Here is a 20,387-nt window from a genome sequence, read left to right as displayed (position 1 = left end):
TTTTTCTTTTTAACGTTCAGTTTTACATGAAAAAGTCTGCTAATTACTGAATCCATTGTATTCTTTTACTTTAATTCAAAATGGTTAAAGTCTTCTGCTGTTAAGTTCTTAACGAATGCTAGGCTCAGGTCCACAGTATTTTCGAAGTCTTTATAAGAGCAGAAGCAATAATTAGTATGCGCATAACGCGTCGGAGTACCTAAAGTAGCTACAGGAACTCCTTTGTTAGAAAGATGAATAGACCCAGCATTGGTTGAACCACCTTCTCTTACCGCATGTTGTAAGGGAATATTTTTTTCAGTAGCTAGTTGCTGAATGCGATTGAGTAACCATTCGTTGGCAATATAAGAGTTATCCCGGTAACGTAATTGAGGTCCCATTCCTAAGCGAGCTTGTTCCAAGTATTCATCGGCAGTAAAGTCATCCGAAGGGGTTCCTTCAAAAACCAAGGCCATTTGGGGATTCACACGTTTACTAGTAATGACTGCTCCACGCATTCCCACTTCTTCTTGGGCAGCAAAGGCTGCGACAAGATTAAAAGGTAGATCTTTAAGATGATCTTTCATCTCATTCATTATAGCCACCGAAACGGCCACACCGATTCGATTATCAAATCCCTTGCCAAACATTACTTGATTGCGCTCATTAAAAGCAAATTTTGTAGCAGGCACAATCGGTTGCCCGATTGTAATTTTAAAATCTTCAATCACTTCTTGACGACTACTTGCCCCAACATCAATTTTTAAATCAAATAAGGTTATCTTTTTGGCTCTTTCTTCTGCAGTCATAAAATGAATTGGTTTAGAAGTTGAAATACCTGGGTGGTAATGACCTTGACTATCACGGACTAAATAATGTTGGGCCGAAACGTGTTCTGCTAGCCAACCACCTAGAGGCTGTAAGTGGATTAAACCGCTCTTATCAATTGCTTTAACCATAAAGGCTACTTCATCAGTGTGGGAGTCTAACATCAAGGTGGGTTTTAAAGGGTCTAGTTGATCAAGGTTATAATAAGCATTCTTAAGGTTGTCGATTTGTAGACTATAAGCTCCCTTATACTTATTAAGGACCTCTAAGACTTCATCTTCAAAGCCAGGCGCCCCTTTAGCGTTTACTAAATCACGAATTAGGTGTTGATAATTCACTTTATTCTCTCCTATTCTAATATTTTGAGTACTTCTTCAATAATCCCATCACCATATTTTTTCTTAGCTGTAATCATGGCTGTTCGTTTAACTTCGTCTAAAGCATTGAAAGCAGCAATACTACGCCCTGCTTCTTTTAATAAGTCAATATCATTGTGGTTATCACCAGCAGCTATAACTTGATCGCTAGTAATTCCTAGATAATCAGCGATCCAATGCAAGGCTCTCCCTTTACTAACATTCGCTGCTACAATATCCATCGCCCAATCTGAATAAGTAAGATAGCGATACTCTGGTTTAAGATTATTAACTAAAGCATGGAGTCGAGACAAAGCTGTTTGTGGATGGTCATCGACGATTAAGAATTTATCCACTTCCATGCTAGCCCAATCTTCTGGCTTAATTGGGCGAATGATTTGTTCAGTAAAGTTGTTTTTCAATTCATGTCGAATAAACTCAGTATCCTCTAAAGCAAACTCTTCCCCATTCACAACATAAACAACCGTTAGTCCCATGCTTAAAGCCACTTCGATTAAAGGACGTAAAGGTCCAATAGGAAAGCTAAAGGACTGAATTACTTGTCCTTCTAGCATAATATTAGCGCCATTAGAGGTCGCATAAGGAAGCTTTAAATCTAATTCATCAATAATGGGTTGCACAGCCTTAGCTGAGCGACCAGTTGCTAATGTGAAAGCGACATCTTTTTCAGCCAAAGTGGCTCTAAATTGTTCAAAATTGGGACTCCACTTCTTATTATGATCCAAAAGTGTATCATCTAAATCGGATAAAAATAATTTAAACATAGTTTCTCCTTACTTACATAATTTGTTATCATTACCTGATTTAGTATACCCCAAATATTATATAAAATAAATTATAAGCAAAAAGCCAAGTTCACTTAATTTGAAGTGAACTTGGCGAATTCATAGTATTAATTGGCTTTAATTGCTTGCTGAAGCATATGTTCAGGCAAACGTTTGACCACACTGTTAACCATTAAAGGAAGTAATAAAGCGTCATCCATAAAGCCTAAAGGACCTAAAAAATCGGGCAGCAAATCGGTTGGTAGTAAGACATATAAAAAAGTTGCAAAAATTAGAACTCTAGCTAAGATGGGTGTTTCTCTCTTGAATAAGGATGTTATAAAGAGTGGAAACTTTTCGACTAAAGTTAATTTAATCGGTTTCTTTTTCATTTAATCACTTCTTTCGGTTGACTACGACTCTACAATTATATTCTAAATGATTGTTGTTATACTTTAATCCAACTAGAGTCTGACTTTATTTAAAAAGTTCAGCCAGTAGTTTATAAGAATGTAGACGTGCTCTTTGATCAGGTATGGGCATATAAGCCATTAATTCATCGATGCCTAAGCGATCAATTTCTTCATGTAGAATCTCTCCAACTTGTTCTGGTGTACCTTTTAGGATAAATCTTCTTTGATATTTTTCGTCTAGCATAGCTTGTTCTTCTAAACTTAAATCGATGGCTTGAGCACGTTCAGAAGACATTAACGCTAAATTATTTTTACGAATATGAGTAATTTCGGAAGGTCTTGCCCAATAATCTGCTTCTTCTTTTGAATCAGCTAAAATAATTTTATAGGAAACCATCACTTTGGGTTCTTGGAAAAATTCACTGGGTTGAAAATGATCGCGATAAGCTTTAAATACAGAAGTTTCCGTTTCTACTCCAAAGAATTTTGCAAAAGAATATCCCAATCCCATTTGACCGGCTTTGATAGCGGATTGCCCAGATGACCCTAACATCCAAGGTTGAGCAATAGTCCGGGTTTTAACTGGAATGGCTTGAGTCAGGCCGTAAAATCCTTTGGGAATAGTATCTGTCATATAATCTAATATGACTTGAGCTTTGTCATATAAATGGTCAAAATCAATCGAATTTCCTTGAGAAAGAGCCATCATACCATTGTAATCCGTTCCTGGCGCCCTTCCAATACCAAAATCAATCCGATCGGGTGCTAATAAAGTTAGAGTCTTAAAAGTTTCAGCAACTTTTAAGGGGGAATAGTTTACAATCATTGTTCCACCTGTCCCAAGGCGAATTTGTTTGGTAACTGCTGCTAAATAGGCCAATAAAATTTCTGGAGCAGAACTAGCCAGGTTAGACCTACCATGATGCTCTGAAGCCCAGTAGCGATCATACCCCATAGCTTCCAATTCTTTAACCATTTCAATGGTCTTTTCATATCTGGTTTGAGTGGACTCTCCTTCATTTAAGGGTAATAAATCATGAATTCCTAATTTCATTTTAATCTCCTTCTTAAGTATTGAGTTAATGGTTTTTATCTGACGGACTGGGTAAGAGATAATTAATGGCAAGGGCCACAAGGACTCCCATGACCGTTGAAAACAAACGAATCAGCGTATAGCTTAATTGATTATTTACAGGTATATTAAAAAAAATTACTAGCATAGTGGCACAGCCGGTTATAATTCCTTTTTGTAAGTGAATACGATTAGCGACAGAAATATATAAGATAATGGCTATTGGAGCGAGTATAATCAATATTTCATCTTGGCTAGATGTAATCGGAAAGAGGAAAATAAATAATAAAGCCACCACACCTGATAAAAGAACACCCATAATTCTTGCCTTACCAAAGGTATAACTACTTTCCAAGTCCTGTCTGAGTGAAAAAATAGCCGCTAGACAAGAAAGGGTTGGACTGATTTTAAGGACGTAAAAGGAAAAAAGAATGCAAAGAAAGACAGCGACTGCTGTTTTAAAAGTACGCATACCGACCGGCGATTTTGAAAAATCCAATTTAACACCCTCTTTAAATAGATAGAATTATTATAGCACGGCTTCTCTAGATAATCATTATATCGCATATTTTCCCTAAAAAGGGATGAAGCTAAAAAAGTCCGCTAAGAATAGCGAACTTTTTTAGCATTATTTAAATATATCCAAAATCCCACCCAGGATACCTTCCTCGCCATTAGTTTGTTCTTTATAATCAGGATGCAGCTTGATCACCTATAGGGTATTACCTGCGCTAGTTGGAGGCTCTCCACGCTCTTTTAAAGAAGAATTAACTCTTTCATAAGTCTGACTGACTTCTTTTTGAGGGCCCTCTTTATCTAGTTTTTTAGCCATTTTACGATCGACCATCTATTTTAATAGCAAGGGTGCTACTACAATCAAAGTTCGCTTAACAGCATTCACAGACAATTCTAAAGTGTTGGCGATACAATCAAAAATAATTGGCTTATCTTCAAAGACATGAGCTAGAATTTTATCTCTATCTTGAGGATCAACATTTTCGCTTAATTGGTCGACGGATGGATAGTCATTAATGTCTTCATGCTTGCTTAAAGCATTATTATTGGATTCTAAGCCTTCAAGTGTTTGAGTCTTTTTATTAATTGCTGTCAAGATAATTGGTAAACCAATAGTAGCAATTTTACCCAAGACTCCTAAATTTAAGCCTGCTTTATTAGCAAGATTTTTCTTATTTGTGCCTTTGAACCTTGTAATAATCTATCTAATAGATTCAATGCATCAAGTAAGCCCATCATCATCAACTCTTTAAAGTTTTATTATTTAAGGATAATGTAAAAATTAAGAAAGAACTACTAAAACGCTGACTGAGGCTTTAGCAACTTAACTATTTTTCTTTTAAGGACTGTAAACGGTACATATCGTAATAGATTCCTTGATGAGCAATTAGTTCATCATGTTTGCCAACTTCAATAATATTTCCTTTATTCAAAACGTAGATTTGATCAGCTTTTTTAATGGTTGATAAACGGTGGGCAATCACTATTAAAGTAGCTTGTTGTCTAATTTTATCTAAACTTGTCTGAATATATTGCTCACTTTCAGTATCCATGGAGGCCGTTGCCTCGTCAAGAATTAAGATTTTAGGTTGGCGAATCACCGAGCGCGAAATATTGATTAATTGTTTTTGACCAGCTGATAGGGAAGCTCCTCCCTCGGTTACTAAATGGTCATAACCATCAGGGAAAGCTTCAATAAAGTGATCAGCTCCGGTGAATTTTGCAGCTGCAATTACTTCTTCATCCGAATAGTCTCCATGCAAACGAATATTATCCTTGATACTACCATAGAACATAAAAGCGTCTTGTTGTACTAAGGAGACTTGGTCTTTTAGGGTCTCTATGTCATAGTCTTTGATAGAGACTCCGTCAAAATTAATTTCTCCTTGATCAAAGTTATAAAACCGCATTAAGAGATTGATGATGGTCGATTTACCAGATCCAGTGTGTCCGACCAAAGCAATCATCTGACCTTGATGGGCTTGAATATTTATATCTTTAAGCACCAGTTGCTCTTGGTCATATGAAAAGCTTAAATCTTTAGTTGAAACTTCGCCATCCAATTGTCTTTGAATTTTCTTATTAGTTTGGCTGGGGTTAATATCTGAGTTTGATAACAGCTTACGCCCTCTGGAAGCAGATACCAGGCCATCTTGATAAACAGAAAGACTATCCAACATATTACCAATTGGATTAAAGAATGACTTGGAGTAAGAGGTGAAAGCATAAATTATACCGATATCTAAGTTGTTTCCTTTTAATAGTTGATTACCAAAAATCCAAATTACTAATACTAGAACAATTTGTTCAATCAAATTAACCGCTGGCATTAAAAAGATCGCATTCATTTTGAACATATTCGTTCTTGCTTTAACATATTCTTGGTTAACTTGGTCAAACTCATCTTTCATACGCTCGGTCTGATTAAACTGCTGAATTAACCACATTCCCATAGTCGATTCGGCCAATTTAGCATTCACTCGTGCCAGAGCAGACCGCATCTTGCGGTATACGACTGTCGATATTTTTTGATAAATATAAATTAGAATAAACACTAAAGGTAGAAAGGCAATAAACATCCAAGAAATACCAGCGTGTAAACTAAACATAGCTGTTCCAACGGTTACAGCATTAATGAAGCCATCAAAAAAAGTTAAGAAAACATTCCAGAACTCTTTAATTGTTTCAGTGTCATTTGTAATGCGCGAAACAACTTCGCCGTTAGGAGTTTGGTTGAAATAGTTCATACTTAACCGGCCTAGTTTTGAATACAGACGGTTACGCATACTTGCCACAGTGTATTCGCTCGCCATAAAGAAGTAAAAATCTTTGGCATAAATCAAGATCATTCTTATAATCAAGAGGCCCAAATAAGTTAAAGCCACTTTGATGGTGATATTAAAACTTGTCACTTGACCAGCTGAAATACTGTCTAAATAACGTTTAATAATAATCGGCAAATAGGCAGCAATAGATGAGGAAGCAATCATTGCAATGACAGAAATAAGAAACCGCCACCACTGATTGGAAGCGAAAGAGAAGAGATAACGTAAGATATCGATTTGTTCAAGAATTGAAAATTTAGTTTGTCTAGTTTTCTTATTCTTCTTCACCGACTTCACCTCCTAATTTCTCTTCTAATTGTTGTTGGGTAAACATATTGGCATACCAACCATTCAAGGCAACTAGCTCTTGATGGTTTCCTCTTTCAGTTATTTTCCCTTGGTCTAGCACAATAATCTCATCGGCATGCATAACAGAAGATAGGCGATGAGTCGCAATAATCGAAATGCCATTATCTCTTTCATCTTTTAACTTACTTAAAATAGCTTGTTCAGTTCTAGCATCCACTGCTGATAGGGCATCATCCATTAATAAAATTCGAGGCTGCATAGCCAGCGTTCTTGCAATTGAAATCCTTTGTTTTTGACCGCCAGAAAGTGATACCCCTCTCTCACCTACTTCCGTCTCATAGCCATCAGTAAAATCAAGAATATCTTGGTGAATATCAGCTATTTGAGTGTAATGTTCCACTTGATCTTGTGACATATCTGGCCGGCCAAAACGAACATTCTCTCTAACAGAAGTTGAAAACAGCAGGTTTGTTTGCGGAATATAGCCTACATGGTCTCTTAAGTAAGTTAAATCAATCTTAGTTAAATCTTGATTGTCAAATAAAATCTGACCTTGATCTAAATCATAGAGACGAACTAAACAGTTTAAAAGGGTCGTTTTGCCTGAACCAGTTTTACCGACAATTCCTAATGTTTGTCCTTCGCTTAGTTCAAAAGTAACATCTTGTAAATTAATTTCTTCACTAGTAGGATAGGTAAATTGTTTGATATCAACCTTTAGGTTTTTAAATGGAAGTTTCTTAATGCCATCTTTTGGATTAGTAACACTCGCCTTTTGAGCTAGGAGTTCTGTTACCCGGTCATAGGATGCATTCCCTCTTTCCATGGTATTGACTAAACGACCCACTGCTAAAAGTGGCCATGTCATATTACCTAAATAAGAAAAATAAGCAATCAATTGACCAATCGAGATTCTACCCTCACTGACAAAGTATGAGCCAAAGATAATTGTTAAAACATAAGTTAATCCTGTAATTAAGTTAATGATAGGAGAATAGGCTGAATTGACTAAGTGGACCTTACGATTTTGAGCAATTACATTATCAGTTGCTTTTACAAAGTCTAAGTGGTCTTCTTTTTCTTCGCCAAAGGCTTTAATGACTGTCATTCCAGCTACACTTTCTTGCACATGATCATTCATTTTAGAAAAAGCTCTTAGGGACTCTCTAAAGTATTTATTAATCCACTTACCTAAGTATCTTGAAACAAAAATAAGCAAAGGGAAAGGAACAATTGTATAGAGTGTTAACTTCCAATCAATAATAATTACCATGGAAAAAAGTGTGACGATTGTGATAGATAAGGCATCAGTTAAGGTTAAAATACCTCCCCCAGCTACAAAGCGTAACGCTCGTAGGTCATTAGTAGCGTGAGCCATCAAGTCACCGGTACGGTATTTTCCGTAAAAGGTTTGATCCATTTTTGTAAAGTGGTCATATAATTTATTACGCATAATCGACTCTAAAATAGTGGAATTAGTAAATAGATTCGATCGCCACATATAACGTAAGCCATACATCATTAGACCGACCAATAAAAGCAATAACATATACTGTAAAAGAGAGGATGAAGTTAGACTACCTTTTGCCATTTGGTCAACTACTTGACCAATTAATAAAGGAATTATTGCAGATAAAACCGCACAAGAAATCAACCCCCCTATTGCCAAGGTATAGGTCTTCCATCTTAATTTAAAAAACCATGCTAATTTGCGAAAAATTGCAAACATTATTTTTCTTCCTCTCTATATTTTTTTCAAGTAACTCTTATTGTAGTATATTTTAATCTCGATTTCATATTAAATGCATAAAACTCTCCCAAAATACCAAAAATGGGAGAGAACCGAGATTAAAAGTAAAAATTATTCATTTAAAGACTCGTTTTGTCTTAAAAGACGAAGACCGTTTAAAATAACTAAAATAGTAGAGCCTTCATGAAAAACTACACCTAAAGGTAAGTCTAAAGTACCTAGAAAGTTAAGGACAATTAATATAAAGATGACACTAATAGCAAAGATAATGTTTTGCTTAATGATTCGATTTAATTTATGACTCAACTGGTAAGAATAAAATAGTTTCAATAAATTATTTTTTACAACGATAATTTCAGATGACTCCATCGCGATAGAAGAGCCAGATCCCATGGCAATACCAATATTAGCATGGGCTAAAGCAGGAGCATCATTAATTCCATCGCCAATCATGCCCACTACCTTATCCTTTGCTTGACTTTCTTTAACATATTTTATTTTATCTTTGGGTAAGCATTCAGCCACTACGTCTTCAATCCCTACCTGGTGACCTACTTTTTTAGCAACTTGATGGTTATCCCCAGTAATCAGGACAACTTCTACTCCGGCTTGCTGGAATTTCTTAACCGCTTCAATTGATTCGGAACGAATCTTATCAGCTAATGAGAGATAACCTAATACTTTTTCTTGATTAGCGATAAAGATAGTTGTATGCCCTTCTTCTATTCGATCAATATATTGTGCATAATTTGCTAAGTGTTCAAAAGTAGAAGGCTTTCCAACTTGAATTTCTCCCTTTTTCATCCCTTGTCCTGGTAATTCTTCCACCTTTTCATGGATATCTACTTCCGACAAGTCTAGATCCTTAAAATGCTTAACAACTGCTAGAGCAATGGGATGGTTGGAACCTTGTTCCATATAAACTACTTCTTTTAAGTAGTCTTCTTCTAGCTCATAATCAACCACATCAAAGACACCTTGAGTTAGAGTACCAGTTTTATCTGAAAATAGAATATCCATGGTATTTAATGATTCCATGGCTGCTCCACCCTTGACCAAAATACCATTTTTAGCTCCATTAGAAATGGCTGATAAAGTGGCTGGAGTAGCCGTAGCAACTAACGCACAGGGACTAGCCACCGTTAGCAAGACCATGCCGCGGTAGAAAGCCTCTTGGAAGGAATAATCCACTAAAAAATATAAGGCAACAATGAATAAAGGCACAGCGATTAAAACACCCATAGCATAATGCGATTCAAAGCGATCGATAAAACTCGCTATTTTAGATGGATTGGACTGGGCCTCTTGAACCATCCGAATAATGGAAGAAAAGACTGTATCTTTACTTAGCTTACTTACCTCTAGTCTAAAAGAATTTCCTTCATTGATTGTACCAGCAAAAACTTCTTCGCCTTGATTTTTTTCTACTGGTAAAGATTCTCCGGTTAAAGCAGCTTCATTTATGATTACCGATCGATCTGAGAAACCATCGATTGGTAAGGCATCACCCTTAGCTACCAATACTTGATCACCTATTTCTAAACTATCTGTAGGCACTTCTTTCGTTTCACCATTTGGTAAAATTTTTAAGGCTACATTAGGCACATGCCCCATTAGTTCTTCGATGGCCTTAGTAGATTTATTGGTTGCATATTCTTCTAAAACTTCGGCCCCTGCAAAGATGAATAAAAGCATAGCTCCCTCAGACTCATAATTAATAATAACAGCTCCTAAAGCTGCTAAAACCATGAGGAGGTCTACATTCAATTTTTTTTCAATAAAAGTCTCACTGACAGCTTCTTTAGTGGCAAAAAAGCCTAAAAAGAAAATAGCTAAATAAAAAGCAAACCGACTCAAAAGAGGATTAAATGAAAATAAGAAACCTGCGATCATTAAGATAGTTCCTATGGCAAAAAACTGCCCTTCACGATTCCTAAAGATACTAACCACCACAAAATCTCCTTCTTTCTTTCGTAATTCTCTAACAAAAAAAGCGCACCAAAGACAGTTAATGAAAACTGTCTCACAGGTACGCTAAGGTATCTCTGCTGTCCTCGCAATGAGGACCGGGCTGCATGATTATATCACCGCTTGATCAGAAATATTTAATTGTTAAAGTTTATAATCATATTATACCGTCTATTTATTTTTTGTCAAGGTGTTTTTAAATCTTTTCGAAATGATCGACTAACATGGCTGGAACAAGCTGTTTATTAGAAACTTTTAAGCCTTGCATCTTACCATAAACTTTGACATGATCGTCTGTATTTAGCGTTTGGTCCGTCTCGTTAATGAATTTTAAAGCTACAAGATTAACGGGTTCTTCTTGGCTAGTAGATAAAGAACCTAAGGCGATAGCGCCTTCTACTCCTAAATCTTCAGTAAAGAACGATGCGATTTTCCCTTCAAGTTGCACCCATTCATCTTTTAAGCCATTATTATCAATTAGTTCTTGATAGTGAACAAAACGATAAGAAGAATGGTCGAATGATTCACTTGAGGTAAATGCGTTTTGACTATTATTTAGGGGGGGAGTTTTTCCGTCCTCTGCTTCACTTGCTTCATCAGGATTTACTCCTATTTCATCATTATAATGCTGAGCTTTTTGAGCTGCTTGACCTTCACGTAAAGGAACGTTATCTTTGAACGGATCTTCCCCTAAAGCATTGGTTGAAGAATCAATATCAGAATTAATATGAACCGGACCTAAAGGATCGTTCATAGTCTTGTCAGTAACCTGAAGTTTATTATTTGAATCTTTACTTTTACGTGATAAGAAGTAAATGGCTCCTAAAATAATAACCAATCCGAGTATCAATAATAAAGTACTTGTATCTATCATATACATTCTCCTCTGTCATTTTGTTATAACCATTATAACTCATTTACTTGTCTTTAGAAAAATGTTTTGCTTAAATTAATAATCAGTTTATTTTGCAAGAACCATCGCTCTATTTAGCCCGTTTAGCGTTATAATAATATTAACTTATTAATAGAAAGGTGACTTATGCCGACTTATATTTACTTTGTCATAGGACTGCTTGGTCTTTGGAATATTGTTGTTTTTTCACTCTATGCTGTTGATAAATATAAAGCCAAACATCAGCTTTGGCGTATTTCAGAAAAAAGCTTATTAATAGCCACCTTTTGTTTAGGGGGCTTAGGTGGTCTAATAGCTATCTATCTCTGCCGTCATAAGAGCCGTAAAGGGATATTTTTAGCAACTGCCCGATTATCCTGCTTAATGATTGTGGCCTTTGTGGGTTATCTGACTGGTCTAAATTTTTAAAAATAATTAATTAAAAAGGATCTAAAAGCTAGATCCTTTTTCTTTTTATTTAGATTGTTTATGCTGAAAAGCTTCCCAGTCTTTTAAGAAGCCAGCAATTCCTTTGTCAGTTAATGGATGAGACCATAATTTAGGGAATAGACTGCCGGGTACCGTTGCAATATCTGCTCCTGCAACAGCTGTGGCTTCAAAATGTCCAATATGACGAATGGAAGCAGCAATAATTTCAGCGTCTAATGCATAGTTATCTAAAACTAAGCGTAAGTCAGCAATCAATTCCATACCATCTTCTCCCATATCATCGATTCGTCCAATAAATGGAGATATATATGTGGCACCTGCCTTAGCCGCTAAAAGGCCTTGAGCCACTGAGAAAATAAGTGTGACGTTAGTCTTAATTCCTTCTTTAGACAATGTATTAACAGCTTTTAAGCCTGCTTCAGTCATCGGAATTTTAACCACGATATTATCTGCCCATTGGGCAACTTGTCTAGCTTCTTTAACCATGCCTTCATAATCTAAGGCAATGACTTCAGCCGAAACAGGTCCATCAACAATTGAACAAATCTCTTTGATAACTGTTTCAAAATCTTTTCCCTCTCTAGAAATTAATGTAGGATTGGTAGTAATGCCATCCACCAAACCTAGGTCGTTGATGCGCTTAATTTCTTCAACATTTGCAGTATCTAAAAAGAATTTCATATAGGGCCTCCTAATTGTATTCGTTTACTTCTTTGAGTATAACAAGCTTAAAGAATTATTTCAATCTTGAAAACTTTATAGTCAACTGCCCAGGCCATTTAACTCAATTGATTGGTATTTGAGAGGGTTTCTTGATCAAAAGCTTGTAGAAAGTCAATCATTAACTGATGACGATTTTTAGCCATTTCCTGCCCAGCTTTAGTATTCATTAAATTTTTGAGCTTTAATAACTTATCATCAAAATGTTGGCGTACGTTTCTTACTTGACGATAAGTTTCTTTGGAGCATACAGCTTGTGCCGAAGTATGAACAGCTTTCGGATCATAAAGACTATGCCCCTTGCTACCTCCGTAGTAGAAAGTTCTAGCAATACCAATCGCACCGATTGCATCTAGGCGATCGGCATCTTGAACAATTTGGCCTTCCAATGTTAAGTGTTGTTTTTCTATTAAATTGGCAGCAAAAGAGAGGTTTTTTATAATACGTAAGACTTGCTCTATTTCTTCCAGAGACATTTGGGCTTCTTTAAGTATATGTCTTACATCTTTTTCCGTAAGGAGGTAATCAACTTTTATTTTTTCATCTAATAAATCATGGGTATAAGCAGCTGCCAAAACAACATCAACATTAATAGGCTCTTGTATATGTTTGATTATTTGCTCACAATTGGCAACCACCCGTTGGATATGTAACCAATCATGCCCACTTTTTTCTTGTCTTAAATAAGTTTTGCTAAAGTCTTTAATCTTGTCCATATCCATCGGCAGGAACCCCTAGCTCTTCTAGTTTAACAATAACCATTTGTATCACTTTTTTTGCATCAGCAGGATTATTTAAGACATCCAATTCATCAATCGATATCTTTAAAACTTGGGAAGCATGATAATGGTTATCTACCCAATCATCATAACCTTGCCATAGACGATAATAATACTCGATTAATTCAGGGTCTTGTTCAAAATCGCGACCTCTTTGATTGATTCTTTTTAAAATGCTTTCAAAAGATCCATGTAAATAAACCATCAGATCGGGTGCTTTTTTGGGTAAATCTTCTAATTCTTCCATCATATTGTCTAATAATTTCTCATAAATAATAAATTCTTCGTCCGAAATTTTACCCGCTTGATGGTTGACCTTGGCAAAATACCAATCTTCATAAATGGAACGATCTATTATATTATGTGGGTGATAAAAAGCTTTCTTGATATCACGATAACGACTGGACAAAAAGTCTAATTGTAATAAAAATGGATACCTTTTTCTTTCTTGTTCTTCTTCACTTGCGGTGTAGTATAAGGGTAAGATATGATTATCATCTACATTTTCGTAATACACCTGGCTCTTTAAGGCCTTACCTAAAAAAGTCGCTAAGCTTGTTTTGCCAGCTCCAATCATTCCTCCAATAACTATCATAGCCATGGTTTCCTCCTAAATTAAAAAATAACACAAGATGTAGTGTCGTTTTTTTAATACTAACACAAAATCTTGTGGATGACTATCTTTTTATCTGTAAAAAAATATTTGAGAAATTGACAGAGATTACTTATGATAGTCATTAAAGACTGATAATTGATTAATTTTTAGAAAGGGTGTTATTATGCTAACTAACCACTGTGCACGTCATGTATTAGAAGAAATCATTGCTCTATTTCCAGATGCTAAAGCAGAATTAAATTTCTCAAACCGCTATCAATTATTAGTAGCTGTATTATTGAGTGCTCAAACAACCGATGTAGCGGTTAATAAAGTGACGCCTGCCTTATTTGCCGCCTACCCTAGTCCTAAAGAACTTGCAAAAGCGAGCCCGCAAGAGATAATGCCTTATTTAAAAACAATCGGCTTGTATCGCAACAAGGCAAATTATCTCCACAAATGTGCCAATCAATTAATGGAACGCCATCAAGGTGAAATTCCTGGTAATCGTAAAGATCTTGAAGCCCTGGCCGGAGTTGGTCGTAAAACAACCAACGTGGTCTTGAGTGTCGGCTTTGGAATTCCTGCCTTTGCAGTGGATACGCATATCCATCGTATCTGCCTCCATCATCAGATTGTTGATCCTGGTGCGAGTGTTCGTAAAGTTGAAAATCGTGTAATGGAGGTCTTGGATAAAGACCAATGGACTCAAGCCCATCAATCTTTAATCCTATTCGGTAGGAGAATTTGTCATCCGCGCAATCCAGAGTGCCATAACTATCCTCAACTCTTTACTTGTCAAGAGGAGGAGTAGACCCTAGATTTGCACGATTTAGAACGCTAAGTTGTGGTGTCTTTTGGTCGAGGCGACCTTGCATTCTTTTAAAGATAGGATCAAGCATTTTAATCGTTGCCACTGCATAATCGCCTTTGTTTATCATGACACAATCTGAGCGAGCTCCCTCAGTAACATCTGTTACTTCAGAGCGACTCGGCACACCGGTTTTAATTAATTTATCGAAGACTTCTGTGCCCCAAACGACGGGGGCATCAGCTGCTTCAGCCATCCACATGATTGGCTGTGGAAGTTCGGCTAAGCGAATATAAACTCTTTCAACAGCTAAATCGCCACGCGCGATCATTAAAGCGAAAGGCTGCTAGCTCGCAGTTGTAAGATAATTTCAGCTAGCTTCGTAATGGCTTGGACGGTTTCTATTTTAACCATAATTGGCATATAACTCGCAGCCTTACCTAATTCAATTTGAAGTTGTTTTTGAATTTCTTTAATATCCTGAGCAGTTCTAATGCATGAGCAAGCAATTACATCGGCACATTGACAAGCAAAAGCGATACCTTGCTTGTCTTTTTAATTTAAAATATCTGTTTCAAAAATTGTTTGAGGAAAGTGAAGTCCCTTTTTCAGCTTTTTGGCGCTTGGATCTTCTCTTTACTTTTTTATCCCTAATACAGCATACTTATCATTTGCTTTACTCACTTTTGTAGTAATTACCCCATCATCAATTAAAACCGAATCTCCAATTTTTAAAGCAGAATAAATCGTCGGAATTTGACTTGCTCATATAAAAAGATCCATTCTACAATTAATCATTTGGCTAAGAGACGCCGATTGGCTTCAATCATAGTAAATATCCAATTATAAAATTGTTTTAATGATTGGACTCTGCTTGGTGATTTATCTGAGCTTGGGTGAGATTGACATTTTTTCCTTTTTGAAAGCCGTCTTGATAGGCATGGTTAGATCTCGAAAAGGAAGGTTGATTAAATGTGAGTGAACCCGTTATTTCTCGGTTAAATTTTTCTTTGACAGCTTCTGGCGTTTGAATAATCAGGGCATACTTTTCATTTTCATTCATCATGACTTGACGTTGGATATCAAACTTTTCCTTAAGTCCGTCCATAAATCCTTGATAATAGGATTTTCTCAACTGAGATAGAGGATTGCTGCTTAAATCTTCTTCACTTAATTTAGCTAGATGAATTTTAGAATAATACTTCATTGTATCCGCTGCTAAATTAAACATTTGAAAAGCAAGATCCACATCTTCTGGAAAACCCATTAAAACAATTTTGCGTTGAACCGAATGCTGATGAGGTAATCGGTTACTTTGGATATAAAACATGCAACGAAAATTATCGGCGATAATCCTAACTAAAACTTTTTCCCACCAATACAAGCGTTTATAGACTGATAAGGAGCGTAAAATGATTTCTGGACTTTTTTTATCAGAAACTTCTTGCTGAGAGATTTTATGTTTTAACATCAGTTTTTGAGCCATCAGCAAAGCAGTTTGGCTCTCTTCATCATTTCCGCCATCTTCAGCTAAAGTCAATAAATTTCGGATCTTAGCTAAAATCTTTTGATTAGTCTCAGACATCTCTACTTCCCTCCTTTTCTAACTATTTTAGACTATTTATAATTTTTTGCATCTTTAAGGGCAATGGACATTCAAAATGTAAGGGCTCATCTGTAACAGGATGTAATAAATCAATGGCCTTTGCATGTAATAGTTGCCCGTCTTTTTGATTAGCTAATTCCCCCGGTAAATTTTGAAGATTTCTGCGATAAAGTGGATCGGCTATAATTGGATGACCTATAGCTTCCATATGGATGCGAATTTGGTGAGTCCGACCAGTCTGTAACTTTAATTGCATTAATGTGGCGTATTGAAAACGTTCCAGCACTTGAAAATCAGTAATAGCTTCTTTACCCGAGGGATCCACATGCCATCTTAAGCGATTGGATGGGTCACGTTTAACAGGCATTTCAATATGTCCGGAGTCGCTTTCAACTTGCCCATTAACTAAAGCGACATAAGTCCTCCCCATGGTGTGATCCACCAATTGTTGACTTAAGTGACGATGGGCTTGATCATTTTTTGCTACTACTAATAAACCAGAGGTATCTTTATCAATTCGATGAACAATTCCTGGTCGGTAAGATTGAAAGCCTTGGGATAGCGCTTTTCCTAAATAATGATAGAGGCCATTCACTAGAGTTCCGTTAGTGTGTCCTTTAGCAGGATGGACAACCATCCCAGCTGGTTTATTAACAAGCAAAAAACTGTCATCTTCAAAGATAATCTCTAACTCCATCACTTCAGCAATCAACTCGAATTCTTCAGGGCTGGCTTCTTTTTCAGGAAAATCAATCGTAATCATCTCATCCCCTTTTAAAATGGCGTTAGCTTTTAAAAATTGATTGTTAACTTTTACTCTTTTTTCTTTAATTAATTTTTGTAATTGCGATCTACTAAAATTTGGATAATAATTAGTCAAAACTTTATCTAAACGGTCTTGATCTGCTTCATTATTAGAGAGCTTTAATGCTTCTGTCAAATTAAATCACTTCCTTCTTCGGTCCATATAACCATTATAATCAATAAAATAACGCCTAGAGTAAGCGCCACATCTGCCAAATTAAAAATTGGAAAATCAAACAGACGAATCTGTAACATATCTACTACATAGCCTCTCACTAAACGATCAATTAAGTTGCCAACTGCCCCTCCTAATAAAAGTGCATAAGCAAGTTTAGTCCAAGGGCTATGGTAGCGATTTTTCCAAATTAAATAAACTAAATAGAAAATCACTAAAAAAGTTACCCCTATTAAGAAAAAACGTTGGCCGGCAAATAAGCCCCAACCCGCTCCTGTATTATGAATATAGTTTAACTGAAAAAAATCAGGAATAATTTCTAGCGTTTGATTTAGCGTTAAATGATTTTGGGTCCATATTTTTAAAGCTTGATCAAGTATTACGATTATAGCCGTTATGATAAAAGTGGTCGTCATTTAATCCTCCTTGTCCAAATTAATTCTAATTTGTTATAATATTTGTGTTTACAATACCTATTATTATATACTAGATGTATTAAAAAGTTCAATTTAGATAAACTATAAATGAATGACAAGGAGAAACGATGAAAACAAAAAAAATATTAATCCTCCTAAGCCTATCTATTCTCATTATTGCTTGTGGAAACTCATTAGAAAGAGCTAAACGAACTGTTGGTCTCATCCAAGACAATGTTACTCTAATTATTGGAAATGTTAGTGAAATTCAAAACCGTGAATTGGATCTTCAACAAGATTTTGAAGCGACCATTAATTTAAGTGAAGATTTATCCGGCTTTGGACAGAGTGATAATCCTCTTAACAAAAACATCGCAAAGCGCAAAGATTTATTAGCTGAAATGGAAGAAAGCCGTCAGCAATTACTTGAATTATGCCAAGAGCTTAAAGACATACCAGAAAACGATCAACTTCCCAAAGATCAAATAACAAAAGTTATTGAATATACGACCAATCTATGTGATAAAACAGATATCTATATTTCTAATTATCTTGAAAACATTGAAATAGAAGATCAGTCTTATCAATCTATCACTAGTGAAGAAATTGATCATGAGAGTTTCTTCGCTGTTTTTGATAATGTTAATCTTTTATATACGGAAAATAATATGAACTTAGATCAAATTCTCGAATACTTTGAACCTTTAAATACACTCTTAGTTAATTTAAAAGTCTACCTTGTTAATCTTACAGGCAAATAATTAGAAAGCGGTGATTTAAATGAATAAAAAACGCATTTTACAATTGACTTTACTTTCCTTTTTAATGCTTTTGCTAGTAGCATGTAAACCAAAAGTAGAAGATAAAAAAGAAGCCAAAAAAGTCCAACTTCCAGAAGTAGTCTTAGCCTATTCAGATGAAGAAGTAGTGGCATTCAACAACCGCATTAATCAAGGAGAAAATAATACTTATGAGGGCTTATCGCCTCACAATAATCCCATTCTTACCGCACCTGAGAAACTACCTTCTGTCCTCTTTTATGATTCAGGCATCGATATTACCTATCCTGAAGAAGGTGTTAAAGGCATTTATCTTGCTCCTTCTGTTTTTTCTGATCCTGAACGACTAAACTACCTATTAGATTATGTTGAAACCACCGCCTTAAATGCAGTGGTTATTGATTTTAAGGATGATGAGGGGGTTATTCAAACAAAATTAGAAACAGACAATCCTTTAGTTAATCAAAATTCTTATAACAATGTAGATATTAAAGAACTTTTGAAAGAATTAGAAAAACGTCAAATTTATCCAATCGCTCGCATTGTAACTTTCAAAGATCGACTAGTGGCTGAAGCCAAACCTGAATATTCCTTTAAAGATAGTGAAACAGGAGAAATTTGGCAGGATGGTAATGGTGCTAAATTTATTAATCCATTCCTTCCAGAAATTTGGGACTACAACATTACTATTGCTATCGAAGCTGCTAAATTAGGTTTTAAAGATATTCAATTTGACTATGTTCGTTTCCCTGAAGGTTTCCAAACTTTCTCAGATCAACTAGATTATAATATTGGTAACTATCAAACCTATGTAACCGATGACCCTGAAAAATTTGGACAAGAAAGGGTTTATGCCATTAATGATTTCTTAGAAGAAGCCAATGATAAATTAGCCCCATATGGCGCAGATGTTTCAGCTGATATCTTTGGATATACTGCAATTGCTGGGGACGCTCCTGATGTACGTGGAATCGGTCAAAATTTTGAACAAATTGCTGAAAGAGTCGATACGATTTCTTCTATGATCTACCCTTCTCACTGGGGTTTAGGATTTTTTGGTATACCGGCTCCTGACTTAGAACCTTATAACTTAGTTGATCAATATATGTATTCTGAAAACCTCATCCTAAAAAATATTACCAATGCGGCAAATAGTCGTCCATGGTTACAAGACTTTACTGACTGGAATCTGGCACCTGGTACCTATCAAGAATATGGACCTCTTCAAGTTCAACAACAAATTGTTGCTTTGGAAGAAAATGGAATTACTGAATTTCTTCTTTGGAATCCATCTGGTATCTTTAACGAAGGCGTAGATTACGCTCCTGAGTCTTCAGGTAATGAATACTATTACTAAACCATACAAAAAAGAAGCTGGATATTCAGCTTCTTTTATTTTATTATTTATCAACTTTTAGAGGACGTATCATGCGACCTTGCAGGTCGTATATGTAATCTTGAACTTTTTTACCGTCTCCCATAGCCTCGACTAAACGGTCGCGATAAGGCTCGGCTAATTCATCAAATAAAACTTGCTCATCTTCTAATAAATATTTCTTCCTTAAGGATTCAATTTCTCCTTGACTCCTTAATTTTACTTTCAATGAAGGAAGTTCCTCATCCATCTCCCTTTCAACAATACGATAATAATAATTATTATCCCCGTAAGTGATTTCTAAAGCTCCTGAATTGGTTCGTCTTTCCACAACATCTTTGTAATTATCTTTTTGTAATTCCCACCAAGCTTTTATCCCTCTGAGAGCTTCTGACTCTGTAGCGTAAGATCCATGTTCTTTCACAACATTATCACGACGATTCATCCAATAATTGGTATAAATTTTATGACTCATCTGATCATCCTTTCTAACTTAATTGACACTTTCATTATAACTATAAAGGTAAACGCTTTCAATGATTTTTGATTTTAAGCTCAAATATTTATTATAGAATATCAAAAGGAGGTGTCTTATGCCACTTATAAGCATCAAGGATGCTAGACCTTGTGATATTGACGATATTCAAACAATTTTTAAGACTTTATTCAAAACAGTCAGCTAACT

At 35.7% G+C, this 20,387-nt stretch carries 22 protein-coding genes and 1 pseudogene; 4 read left to right on the top strand and 19 right to left on the bottom strand.

Annotation, left to right across the window (positions count from 1 at the left end; all coding sequences use genetic code 11):
• Positions 1–65: 65 nt before the first annotated feature.
• The 10 genes from ACQV2P_RS04345 to ACQV2P_RS04300 all read right to left on the bottom strand — a co-directional run bounded on the left by ACQV2P_RS04345 (position 66) and on the right by ACQV2P_RS04300 (position 11,174).
• The gene (locus ACQV2P_RS04345; RefSeq protein WP_428873368.1) at positions 66–1,145 is read right to left on the bottom strand and encodes a M42 family metallopeptidase; all 1,080 of its coding nucleotides are present in this window, start codon (positions 1,143–1,145) and stop codon (positions 66–68) included.
• 11 nt (positions 1,146–1,156) lie between these two features.
• Positions 1,157–1,948, bottom strand: a complete 792-nt coding sequence (locus ACQV2P_RS04340; protein WP_428885050.1) for a Cof-type HAD-IIB family hydrolase — start codon at positions 1,946–1,948, stop codon at positions 1,157–1,159.
• A gap of 128 nt (positions 1,949–2,076) precedes the next feature.
• Positions 2,077–2,340, bottom strand: coding sequence for a YkvA family protein (locus ACQV2P_RS04335; protein WP_428873370.1), 264 nt, complete (start codon positions 2,338–2,340; stop codon positions 2,077–2,079).
• Positions 2,341–2,425: 85 nt separating this feature from the next.
• A complete protein-coding gene (locus ACQV2P_RS04330) occupies positions 2,426–3,415 on the bottom strand; it encodes an MsnO8 family LLM class oxidoreductase (RefSeq protein ID WP_428873371.1) in 990 nt (329 codons plus the stop codon).
• Between the two features lie 25 nt (positions 3,416–3,440).
• Complete coding sequence (locus tag ACQV2P_RS04325; protein ID WP_428873373.1) at positions 3,441–3,932, bottom strand: FUSC family protein; 492 nt, start codon at positions 3,930–3,932, stop codon at positions 3,441–3,443.
• A 348-nt stretch (positions 3,933–4,280) separates the two neighbouring features.
• The gene (locus tag ACQV2P_RS04320) at positions 4,281–4,646 is read right to left on the bottom strand and encodes a DUF937 domain-containing protein (protein ID WP_428894675.1); all 366 of its coding nucleotides are present in this window, start codon (positions 4,644–4,646) and stop codon (positions 4,281–4,283) included.
• 130 nt (positions 4,647–4,776) lie between these two features.
• Complete coding sequence (locus tag ACQV2P_RS04315; RefSeq protein ID WP_428873375.1) at positions 4,777–6,561, bottom strand: ABC transporter ATP-binding protein; 1,785 nt, start codon at positions 6,559–6,561, stop codon at positions 4,777–4,779.
• Positions 6,548–8,311: an ABC transporter ATP-binding protein gene (locus ACQV2P_RS04310; RefSeq protein ID WP_428894666.1), complete on the bottom strand. Its 1,764-nt coding sequence runs from the start codon at positions 8,309–8,311 to the stop codon at positions 6,548–6,550. Before ACQV2P_RS04310 ends, ACQV2P_RS04315 begins: the two co-directional genes overlap by 14 nt.
• Positions 8,312–8,443: 132 nt before the next feature.
• Positions 8,444–10,285 carry a heavy metal translocating P-type ATPase gene (locus tag ACQV2P_RS04305; RefSeq protein ID WP_428894665.1) on the bottom strand — a complete coding sequence of 614 codons (1,842 nt, stop codon included), beginning with the start codon at positions 10,283–10,285 and terminating at the stop codon, positions 8,444–8,446.
• Between the two features lie 211 nt (positions 10,286–10,496).
• On the bottom strand, positions 10,497–11,174 hold the full coding sequence (locus ACQV2P_RS04300) for an LPXTG cell wall anchor domain-containing protein (RefSeq protein ID WP_428894664.1): 678 nt from the start codon (positions 11,172–11,174) through the stop codon (positions 10,497–10,499).
• Between the two features lie 165 nt (positions 11,175–11,339).
• Between ACQV2P_RS04300 and ACQV2P_RS04295 the strand changes: the two genes are divergently transcribed.
• The gene (locus ACQV2P_RS04295; RefSeq protein WP_428873381.1) at positions 11,340–11,621 is read left to right on the top strand and encodes a DUF1294 domain-containing protein; all 282 of its coding nucleotides are present in this window, start codon (positions 11,340–11,342) and stop codon (positions 11,619–11,621) included.
• A 45-nt stretch (positions 11,622–11,666) separates the two neighbouring features.
• Here the strand turns inward: ACQV2P_RS04295 and fsa are convergent, their stop codons facing one another.
• From fsa to ACQV2P_RS04280, 3 genes are all read right to left on the bottom strand, one after another.
• Positions 11,667–12,323 (bottom strand): fructose-6-phosphate aldolase, encoded by a 657-nt coding sequence (gene fsa, locus ACQV2P_RS04290; RefSeq protein ID WP_428875247.1) that lies wholly within the window; start codon positions 12,321–12,323, stop codon positions 11,667–11,669.
• Positions 12,324–12,421: 98 nt separating this feature from the next.
• Complete coding sequence (locus ACQV2P_RS04285) at positions 12,422–13,084, bottom strand: HD domain-containing protein (protein ID WP_428873383.1); 663 nt, start codon at positions 13,082–13,084, stop codon at positions 12,422–12,424.
• Complete coding sequence (locus ACQV2P_RS04280) at positions 13,065–13,742, bottom strand: deoxynucleoside kinase (RefSeq protein ID WP_428873385.1); 678 nt, start codon at positions 13,740–13,742, stop codon at positions 13,065–13,067. The genes ACQV2P_RS04285 and ACQV2P_RS04280 overlap by 20 nt, the downstream gene beginning before the upstream one ends.
• Positions 13,743–13,917: 175 nt before the next feature.
• Here ACQV2P_RS04280 and nth point away from each other — a divergent pair, with 175 nt between their 5' ends.
• A complete protein-coding gene (gene nth / locus ACQV2P_RS04275) occupies positions 13,918–14,550 on the top strand; it encodes an endonuclease III (protein ID WP_428894674.1) in 633 nt (210 codons plus the stop codon).
• Here nth and ACQV2P_RS04270 read toward each other — a convergent pair.
• The 5 genes and pseudogenes from ACQV2P_RS04270 to lspA all read right to left on the bottom strand — a co-directional run bounded on the left by ACQV2P_RS04270 (position 14,528) and on the right by lspA (position 17,548).
• On the bottom strand, positions 14,528–14,878 hold the full coding sequence (locus ACQV2P_RS04270) for a pyruvate kinase (protein WP_428875187.1): 351 nt from the start codon (positions 14,876–14,878) through the stop codon (positions 14,528–14,530). The two genes, nth and ACQV2P_RS04270, sit on opposite strands and share 23 nt — an antisense overlap.
• A pseudogene (locus ACQV2P_RS04265) lies at positions 14,878–15,090 on the bottom strand (hypothetical protein); the annotation flags it as partial. The pseudogene ACQV2P_RS04265 and the gene ACQV2P_RS04270, both read right to left, overlap by 1 nt.
• A 313-nt stretch (positions 15,091–15,403) precedes the next feature.
• On the bottom strand, positions 15,404–16,132 hold the full coding sequence (locus tag ACQV2P_RS04260) for a DUF2786 domain-containing protein (protein ID WP_428894663.1): 729 nt from the start codon (positions 16,130–16,132) through the stop codon (positions 15,404–15,406).
• 22 nt (positions 16,133–16,154) lie between these two features.
• Complete coding sequence (locus ACQV2P_RS04255) at positions 16,155–17,093, bottom strand: RluA family pseudouridine synthase (protein WP_428875189.1); 939 nt, start codon at positions 17,091–17,093, stop codon at positions 16,155–16,157.
• On the bottom strand, positions 17,090–17,548 hold the full coding sequence (gene lspA / locus ACQV2P_RS04250) for a signal peptidase II (protein WP_428875190.1): 459 nt from the start codon (positions 17,546–17,548) through the stop codon (positions 17,090–17,092). Before lspA ends, ACQV2P_RS04255 begins: the two co-directional genes overlap by 4 nt.
• A 128-nt stretch (positions 17,549–17,676) precedes the next feature.
• On the opposite strand from lspA, the gene ACQV2P_RS04245 reads away from it, so the two are divergent.
• Together ACQV2P_RS04245 and ACQV2P_RS04240 are read left to right on the top strand one after the other, a co-directional pair.
• Positions 17,677–18,309 (top strand): YkyA family protein, encoded by a 633-nt coding sequence (locus tag ACQV2P_RS04245; protein ID WP_428894662.1) that lies wholly within the window; start codon positions 17,677–17,679, stop codon positions 18,307–18,309.
• Between the two features lie 19 nt (positions 18,310–18,328).
• Positions 18,329–19,684, top strand: a complete 1,356-nt coding sequence (locus ACQV2P_RS04240) for a putative glycoside hydrolase (RefSeq protein WP_428873393.1) — start codon at positions 18,329–18,331, stop codon at positions 19,682–19,684.
• Positions 19,685–19,727: 43 nt separating this feature from the next.
• Here the strand turns inward: ACQV2P_RS04240 and ACQV2P_RS04235 are convergent, their stop codons facing one another.
• Entirely contained in the window at positions 19,728–20,177 is a 450-nt protein-coding gene (locus tag ACQV2P_RS04235) for a hypothetical protein (protein ID WP_428894661.1), read from the bottom strand.
• Between the last annotated feature and the right edge of the window lie 210 nt (positions 20,178–20,387).

The organism is Facklamia sp. P12932 (assembly GCF_050409545.1).
Lineage (GTDB): Bacteria > Bacillota > Bacilli > Lactobacillales > Aerococcaceae > Facklamia.
The sequence above is the reverse complement of the archived record's forward strand: the minus strand, read 5'-3'. Positions and strand labels throughout refer to the sequence as shown.